The organism is Acidimicrobiales bacterium (assembly GCA_035540975.1).
Taxonomy (GTDB): domain Bacteria; phylum Actinomycetota; class Acidimicrobiia; order Acidimicrobiales.
The window spans coordinates 21,054-29,877 of sequence record DATLFN010000009.1 but is presented as its reverse complement, the minus strand read 5'-3'; the positions used below and the strand labels follow the sequence as shown (position 1 = coordinate 29,877).

Annotated in this window: 3 protein-coding genes; all 3 read right to left on the bottom strand. The window is 73.7% G+C overall.

Translation table 11 applies throughout. The features are described from left to right. Positions 1–148: 148 nt before the first annotated feature. Positions 149–1,843 (bottom strand): hypothetical protein, encoded by a 1,695-nt coding sequence (locus VM242_01545; protein HVM03830.1) that lies wholly within the window; start codon positions 1,841–1,843, stop codon positions 149–151. A gap of 163 nt (positions 1,844–2,006) precedes the next feature. Beyond that, on the bottom strand, positions 2,007–4,271 hold the full coding sequence (locus VM242_01540) for an aconitate hydratase (protein HVM03829.1): 2,265 nt from the start codon (positions 4,269–4,271) through the stop codon (positions 2,007–2,009). A gap of 82 nt (positions 4,272–4,353) precedes the next feature. Next, positions 4,354–8,763, bottom strand: a complete 4,410-nt coding sequence (gltB, locus tag VM242_01535; GenBank protein ID HVM03828.1) for a glutamate synthase large subunit — start codon at positions 8,761–8,763, stop codon at positions 4,354–4,356. Positions 8,764–8,824 lie beyond the last annotated feature (61 nt).

Genomic DNA, 8,824 nt, shown 5'->3' with positions numbered 1-8,824 from the left:
GGCATCAAGCCCTACTCCAAGATGGGCGTGCTGAAGATCAAGGACGAGGTGGACGTCAGGTCTCCGTCGCCCTGCCCTCGGCGTAGCGAGCGAGGGTCGGTCCGCCGCCCGCCGCCCGCCGCCCGGCGCCGGCCCGGTCGCGGCATCCCTAGATGTACCGGGCGGCGCCGAGGACGCGGAGCACCACGGGCGCGGGCGGGATCTCCGGCAGTTCGGGGACGGGCAGGGGAGGCGGCACCTTGAACGACCGCATGGCGGCCGCGATGCCCGCCTCGCACATGAGGTTCCCGTCGAAGCCCTGGTAGGGGTACTGGACCATCCAGGGGACGCCCCCGCCGAACGTCGGGCCGTTCCGGCAGGCGGCGGCCGCCTCCTCCACGTTGTTCGGCCCGGCGATCCAGTTGGGGAGGCCGGGGGAGAACCCACCCACGATGACGCCCCACTGGTACGACGTCGAGTAGACGCCCACCTCGATGCCGTGCCGGCGGAGGGCGTCGATGGCGCCTTGAACGATGCGGGCGTTGAGGCCCTTGTCGCCCGACCACCGGTTGGCGGTCTCCACGTCGAGCCACCACATCGGGGCCGAGACGCCCCGGGCCGTCGCCTCGCGCACGGCGTGGGTCACGCCCTGGAGGCCCCACTGGTACATCTGGCAGGCGACGTCGTCGAGCGCGCACCACTGACCCATCTGGGCGGCGACGTTGGGCTCGGCGGCCCTGGAGGGCCAGTTCACGTTGACGTACAGGCCGCCCAGGGTGCCGCCCCGGGTGGACCAGCGGTGCTGCTCGGCCAGGCACGGGTTGACGTCCCAGAGGTGGCCGTCGGTGACGCCGATGATGGCGTAGCCGGCCTGGCCGCCGGGGAAGGGCCTGCCGCACTGCGGCCACGAGATGTCCCAGCCGAAGGTGCTGGCCAGCGTCCGGGTGTCGGGAGGGACGGCGTTGCCGACGCCCGAGGCGATGCCCACGACGGGGCGGTGGACGGACGCGTCGGCCGCCGACCCGTAGAAGCCGGCGTCGCCGAAGGCGAACACGCCCCCGTCGCTGGAGGCCACCCAGTACCCGGCGCCGGCCGGAGTGGGGGCGATCCCGACCACCGAGCGGTTGCCGGCCCGGCCGAGGGCCGACCCGTGGAAGCCGGCGTCGCCGAAGGCGAACACGCCCCCGTCGCTGGCCGCCAGCCAGTAGCCCTGGCCCGAAGGGGTGGAGGCCAGGTCGACGACGGGGCGCATGAGGTCGATGCCGCTGGCCCCGCCCAGCCAGGGTGCGTCGCCGAAGGCGAAGACGCCCCCGTCCCTCGCCACCACCCAGTAGCCCTTGCCGGTGGGCGTGGCCACGATGGCCGTCACGGCTGAGTTGAGCGGGGTGCCGGCCATGCCGCCCAGCCACGGCGCGTCGCCGAAGGCGAAGACGCCGCCGTCGGCGCCGACCAGCCAGTAGCCCTGCCCGGTGGGTGTCGCCGCGATGTCGACGACCGGGTTGTTCAAGGCGGCGCCGGCGACGCCGCCGAGGTACGGCGCGTCACCGAAGGCGAACACCCCGCCGTCCCGGGCGGCCAGCCAGTAGCCGTTGCCGGACGGGGTGTTGGCGATGCCTGCCACGCCGCCCTGGAGGGGGGCACCGCTGGCCGCTCCGGCGAACGCCGCCCGCCCGAAGGCGAACACCCCACCGTCCGACGCGGCCAGCCAGTAGGCCGGCCCGGGGCGGAGCGGACGAGCCTCCGCCGCGGCGGGGTCGGCGGCCCGGGCGCCGAGGGTGCCGGCCAGGGGCACGACGCCACCGACCAGCACCGCGACCACGGCGGCGGCGAAGAGCGAGGAGCGCGCGGGAGTTCGAAGAGGCATCGGTTCGCGTGCGGGCGTACCGAGTCCCGCACCCCCCGGTGCCGTTGCTCAGCCGCCGCAGAAAGTTCTTCCGGCGAAGTATGGCAAGTCGAAAGCCGATTTTGTTGACTTTCTTCGTCGCGGCCGGGATTTTCTCCCAGCTCGGGCCGGCGGGCGCCGGGGGCTACCGGTGGCGGGCCCGGATGAGGTTGAGGGCGCCGCCGGCCCGGAACCAGTCGATGTGCTCGGGCGAAAGGGTGTGGAGCGCCTCGAAGTCGACGCTCGTCCCGTCCTCCCGGTCGATCCGGCACCGCACCGGCGCGTCGGGCGCCAGGGACGCGAGCCCGACGACCGAGATGGTGTCCGTCTCGCCGATCTGCCCGTACGTCGCCGGGTCGGCGAACGTCAGCGGCAGGACCCCCTGCTTCTTCAGGTTGGTCTCGTGGATCCGGGCGAACGACCGCACCAGGATGGCCCGGCACCCGAGGTGGCGGGGCTCCATGGCGGCGTGCTCCCGGGACGAGCCCTCCCCGTAGTTCTCGTCGCCCACCGCCACCCACGACACGCCGCTGTCGTGGCAGTGGCGGGCGGCGTCGGGGTAGGGCTCGGGAACGCCGTGGACGGGGCAGCGCCCGACGCCCGCCTCGCCGGTGAAGGCGTTGACGGCACCGAGGAACAGGTTGCGGCTGATGTTGTCGAGGTGGCCCCGGTAGCGCAGCCACGGGCCGGCGGCCGAGATGTGGTCGGTGGTGCACTTGCCCACCGCCTTCATCAGGACCGGGAGCCGGACGAGGTCCTGGCCGTCCCACGCCGGGAACGGCTCCAGCAGCTGGAGCCGGTCGCTGTCGGGCCGGACGACCACCTCCACGGTCGACCCGTCCTCGGGCGGGGCGAGAAAGCCCTCCTCGCCCGGCTCGAACCCCTTGTCGGGCAGCTCGTCGCCCACCGGCGCCTCGAGGACGACGCCGTCCACGGCGTCGGTGAGCGGGTTGAAGTCGAGGGTCCCGGCCAGGGCGTAGGCCATGACCGTCTCCGGGGAGGTGACGAAGGCGAGGGTGGACGCCATGCCGTCGTTCCGCTTGGGGAAGTTGCGGTTGTACGAGTTCACGATGACGTTGGGCTCGCCCTCGGCCACGTCCTCGCGCTTCCACTGCCCGATGCACGGGCCGCAGGCGTTGGCCAGGACCGTCCCCCCGACTGCCTCCAGGTCGGCCAGCAGCCCGTCGCGCTCGATGGTCGCCCGCACCCGCTCCGAGCCGGGCGTGACGAGCAGCGGCGTCTTCACCCGCAGGCCCTTGGCGGCGGCCTGGCGGGCGACGTGGGCGGCCCGGGTGATGTCCTCGTACGAGGAGTTGGTGCACGAGCCGATCAGCGACGAGCTGATGCGCAGCGGCCACCCGGCGGCCCGGGCGTCCTCGCCGATCCGGGACACGGGGTGAGCGAGGTCGGGGGTGTGGGGGCCGTTGAGGTGCGGCTCGAGGGTGTCGAGGTCGATCTCGACCACCCGGTCGAAGTGGCGCCTGGGGTCGGCGGCCACCTCGGGGTCGGCGCGCAGGTGCTCGGCGACGGCCGCGGCCCGGTCGGCGATCGCCTCCCGGCCGGTGGCCTTCAGGTAGGCGACCATGTGGTCGTCGAAGCCGAAGAGGGAGGTGGTGGCACCCACCTCGGCGCCCATGTTGCACACGGTGGCCTTGCCGGTGGCGCTGACGGACTCGGCGCCCGGGCCGAAGTACTCGACGATGGCGCCCGTGCCGCCCCGCACGGTGAGGATCTCGGCGACCTTGAGGATGATGTCCTTGGGCGACGTCCAGCCGCTGAGCGTGCCCGTGAGGTGGACGCCGACGAGCCTGGGCCAGCGCAGCCCGAAGGGCATGCCGACCATGACGTCCACCGCGTCCGCCCCGCCCACCCCGACGGCCACCATGCCGAGGCCGCCGGCGTTGGGGGTGTGGGAGTCGGTGCCGATCATCATCCCGCCCGGGAAGGCGTACTGCTCGAGCACGACCTGGTGGATGATCCCCGACCCCGGCTTCCAGAACCCGATGCCGTACTTGGCCGACACCGTCTGCAGGAAGTCGTAGACCTCCCGGTTGACCTCCTCCGCCACCGCCAGGTCGGTGGGGCCGTCCACCCGGGCCTGGATCAGGTGGTCGCAGTGGACGGTGGTGGGGACGTGCACGGAGGGCAGCCCGGCCGTCATGAACTGGAGGAGCGCCATCTGGGCGGTGGCGTCCTGCATGGCGACCCGGTCGGGGCAGAGCTCCTCGTACGACCGGCCCCGTTCCGGCGTCGGGCCTTCCGCGTCGCGGAGGTGGTTGAAGAGGATCTTCTCGGCCAGGGTGAGCGGGCGGCCGAGGCGCTCGCGGGCGGCGTCGACGCGCCGGGCCAGACGCCCGTAGACCTCGTCGACCAGCTCCAGGGGGGTGGTGGCGGCGACGTCCCTCGTCATGCCGACGCCTCGGTTCTGTGGACGGGAGGCGCCGGTATGCGGCGCACGGCGTCCACAGAACGGCGGACGACCCGGGCCGGGGTCACGCGGAGGCCCCGACGCGGCCCTCGCCCTGCGCCTCCATCCGGGACACGCGGCCGACGGGGACCACGTGCCACATCTGCTCGATCGTGGTCTGCCAGTCCTCCAGGAGTGCCTTCGCCCGGGGCGACGCGGTGAGCTCGAAGTGGCGCTCGACCATCCAGCGCAGCTCCTCCACGTGCTCGGCGTCGGGGCGGACGGCCTCGACGAGTGCCGAGTTGAGCCGGGCGGTGAGGCGGGCCCGGGGGTCCCACACGTACGCCTCGCCCCCCGTCATGCCGGCGCCGATGTTGTAGCCGAACGGCCCCAGGATGACGACGGTGCCGCCGGTCATGTACTCGCAGGCGTGGTCGCCCACGCCCTCGACCACCGCGTTGGCGCCCGAGTTGCGCACGCCGAAGCGCTCGCCCACCGACCCGGCGATGTACACGTCGCCGCCGGTGGCGCCGTACAGGCAGGTGTTGCCGGCGAGCACGGGGTCGCCGGCGTCGTCCTCGGGCGGCCGGATGACGATGCGCCCGCCGCCCATCCCCTTGCCCACGTAGTCGTTGGCCTCGCCCACCAGCTCCAGCTCGATGCCGTGGGTGAGGAAGGCGCCCAGGCTCTGGCCCGCCGACCCGGTGAGGCGCACGACGGCCGTCCCGCTGGGCGGCCGGCCGCCCCACTCCAGGGCGATGGCCCCGCCCAGGGCGGCGCCGACCGTCCGGTCCCGGTTGGTGATGGCGTAGGAGAGCTCGACCTCCTCGGCGTCCCAGACGGCCCGGAAGGCGTCGGCCTCGAGCTGGTCGCCGAGGGCCGACCGGGGCCGCTGGAGCGGCACCGACGCCACGAAGCGGCGGGGGACCGACGGGTCGGCGGGCGGTGTGATGATCGGCGTGAGGTCCACGGTGTCGGCCCGGGGGTCGCCCGAGGCCCGCTGGCGCAGGCACTCGACCCGGCCGACGGCCTCGTCCAGGGTGCGGAAGCCCAGCCGGGCCATGAGGGACCGGACCTCCTCGGCCACGAACATGAAGTAGGCGGCCACGCCCTCGGCCGTGCCGGTGAACCTGGCCCGGAGGTTGGGGCGCTGGGTGGCGACGCCGACCGAGCAGGTGTCGCGGTGGCAGGCCCGCAGCATGATGCACCCCTCGGCGATCATGGCCGCGGTGCCGAACGAGAACTCGTCGGCGCCCAGGAGGGCGGCCATCATCACGTCCTTGCCGGTCATGAAGCCGCCGTCCACCCGCAGGCGGGCCCGGTCCCGCAGCCCGTTCTCCACCAGGGCGGCCTGGGTGTCGGCCAGCCCGAGCTCCCACGGCATGCCGGCGTGCTTGATCGACGACAGGGGCGAGGCGCCCGTCCCCCCGTTGGCGCCCGAGATGTGGACCACGTCGGCCAGCGCCTTCACCACGCCGGCGGCGATGGTGCCCACACCGTCGCCCGCCACCAGCTTCACCGACACGTCGGCGTAGCGGTTGACCTGCTTCAGGTCGAAGATCAGCTGGGCCAGGTCCTCGATGGAGTAGATGTCGTGGTGGGGCGGCGGCGAGATGAGGGTGACGCCGGGCTGGGTGTGGCGCAGGCGGGCGATCTCGTCGCTCACCTTGTGGCCGGGGAGCTGGCCGCCCTCGCCCGGCTTGGAGCCCTGGGCGATCTTGATCTGGAGCTCGTCGGCGTAGGCGCAGTACTCGGGAGTGACGCCGAAGCGCCCCGACGCGATCTGCTTGATCTTGGAGTTCTTGTCGCCCTTGGCCTGGCCGCGGGTGCGGAAGCGGAACTGGGCCTCGCCGCCCTCGCCGCAGTTGGAGCGGCCGCCGATGAGGTTCATGGCCTCGGCCAGCGTCTCGTGGGCCTCGGCCGACAACGAGCCGTGCGACATGGCGCCGGTGGAGAAGCGGGTGGCGATGGCGGTGGCCGGCTCGACCTCCGAGAGGGGCACGGGGTTGGTGCTCGGGACGAGCTCGAGCAGGTCGCGGAGCTCGGTGATCGGGCGCTCGTTGACCAGCGCGGCGAAGCGCTCGTACAGGTCGTCGCGCTCGGATCGCAGCGCCTTCTGGAGGAGGTGGGCCGCGTTCATGTTGTTGAGGGCGGTCACCACGTCGGCGTTGTGGACGTGATACTCGCCGCCCTTCTTCAGGCTGCGGTAGTAGCCGGGGTTGGGCAGGCGGGCGCTGCGCTCGGTGGGCGGCCACGGCGCCTCGGCGTGCTGGGCCAGCACGTCGGCGCCCAGCGCCTCCCAGCCGATGCCGCCGCACGTCGACGGCGTGCCCGCGAAGCAGGTGTCGACGACGTCGCCCCCGAGGCCGATGGTCTCGAAGATCTGGGCCCCCCGGTAGGAGTCGACCGTGCAGATGCCCATCTTCGACATGATCTTGAGCACGCCGTCCTCGGAGGCGGCGTGGAACCGCTCCTGGGCCTCGGGACTGACCATCTCGGAGTCCTCCGAGGAGTCGGCCTCGGCGGCCACGGTGAGCAGGGCCAGGCGGGGGCAGACGGCGTCGGCGCCGTAGCCCAGCAGGCAGGCCAGGTGGTGGACGTCGCGGGCGTCGTCGGCGACGACCACGAGGCTGGTGGCCGAGCGCAGCCCCCGGGCGACCAGGCGCTGGTGGATCGCCCCGACGGCCACCAGGCTCGGGACGGCGGCGCGGTCGCCGGAGACGGCCCCGTTGTCGACGACCAGGATGGCCGAGCCGGCCTCCACGAAGGACTGGGCCTGCTCGCACAGGGCCTCGACGCCGGCCCGCAGGCCGGCGGGGCCGTCGGCCACCGGGAAGGTGGCGTCGAGGGCGGCGGGAGCGAAGCCGGCGTCGTCGGTGCGGGTCAGCTTGTCGACGGCCGACGGGTAGAGGAAGAACGAGTCGAGCTCGAGGAGCCGGGCCGCCTCGGGGGACTCGCCGAGCAGGGGGGCGCGCGGCCCGAGCAGGGTGCGCAGGCTCATCACCACCCGCTCCCGGAGGTGGTCGATGGGCGGGTTGGTGACCTGGGCGAAGCGCTGGCGCAGGTAGTGGTGGATGGGGCGCGGGCGCCCGGCCAGGTGGGGGAGCGGGGAGTCGTCGCCCATGGCGAAGGTGGGCTCCTTGGCCTCGGTGGCCATCGGCTTCAGAACCATGCGCAGCTCTTCGGTGGTGTAGCCGTGGGCCAGGTGGCGCAGGAGCAGCTCGGGCGCCTCGGGCGGCTCGTCCACGGGCCGGCCGCTGCGCACCCGGCGCATGCCGTCGGCGGCCCACCGGGCGTAGGGGCCGGCGGCGGCCAGGCGCTCCTTGCACGCCTTGTCCAGCAGCACGCCCCGGGACGGGTCGACGAACAGCATCTGCCCGGGGCCGAGGCGCCCCCGGCGCACGGTTCCCCGCCCGCTCACGTCCACCGCGCCGGCCTCGGAGCAGCACACGACCAGGCCGTCGTCGCAGATGGCGTAGCGCAGCGGGCGCAGGCCGTTGCGGTCGAGGGCGGCGCCCACGCCGAGGCCGTCGGTGAAGATGAGGCCGGCGGGGCCGTCCCACGGCTCCACCAGGCTGGAGTGGTAGCGGTAGAAGCCCCGCACCTCGGGGTCGAGGTCGCGTGCCCCCTCCCACGCCTCGGGGACGAGCATGGCGACGGCGTGGCGGATGTCGCGCCCGCCCCGCACCAGCAGCTCGACGGCCGAGTCCAGCTGGCCCGAGTCGGAGTCGGCCGCCGACAGCACGGGGCGGTACAGCTCCTCGGCACCCAGCCCGGCCGCCTCCGTGCCCAGCACGCTGCGGGCCCGCATCCGGTTGACGTTGCCGGCGATGGCGTTGATCTCCCCGTTGTGGCAGAGGGTGCGGAAGGGCTGGGCCCGCTCCCACGTCGGCAGGGTGTTGGTGGAGAACCGCTGGTGGAACACGGCGAAGGCGGCCGTGAAGTCGGGGTCCGCCAGGTCCAGGTAGAACCTCCCGAGCAGGTCGGCGGCGACCAGGCCCTTGTAGAGCACGGTCCGGAAGGAGCAGCTGGCCACGTACGTGCCGGTGGTGGTGGCGTCGATGCGCCGGCGCATCCGGAACGCGGCCCGCTCGGCGGCGACGCCGTTGCCGGCCGACGACCGGGTGGCGAGCACGGCATGGAGGATGCGGGGCCGGCTCTGGCGGGCGAGGGTGCCCAGCTGGTCCTCGTCGGTGGGCGGCTCCCGCCACTCCACCACGTCGATGCCCTCGGCGTCGGCCGCCGTCTCCACCGCGGCGCGGGGGTCGTCGCCCCGCACGAACAGGACGGCGACGCCGTGGTGCTCACCGAAGATGGCGGCCGGGATCGGGAGCAGGATGCCCGAGCCGTCAGAGGTCCGGCTGTCGGCCGCCACCGCTCCCCGGTGGATCACGCAGGCCAGTCCCTTCAGGGCGGACTCGACGATGTCCCGTGACGGGCGACCCCGGACGTCGGCGGTGAAGCCGATGCCGCAGGCGTCTCTTTCAGCGCGCATGGGGAGACCTCTCGGTGTGCTCGGGAGCCGCGGTTGCGGCTCTGGGACATCGGGCCGGCCC

What these genes read in the sequence shown, in the direction of transcription:
- VM242_01545 (HVM03830.1), bottom strand. Translation starts at nt 1,843, where the DNA reads ATGCCTCTTCGAACTCCCGCGCGCTCCTCGCTCTTCGCCGCCGCCGTG.
- VM242_01540 (HVM03829.1), bottom strand. Translation starts at nt 4,271, where the DNA reads ATGACGAGGGACGTCGCCGCCACCACCCCCCTGGAGCTGGTCGACGAG.
- gltB (HVM03828.1), bottom strand. Translation starts at nt 8,763, where the DNA reads ATGCGCGCTGAAAGAGACGCCTGCGGCATCGGCTTCACCGCCGACGTC.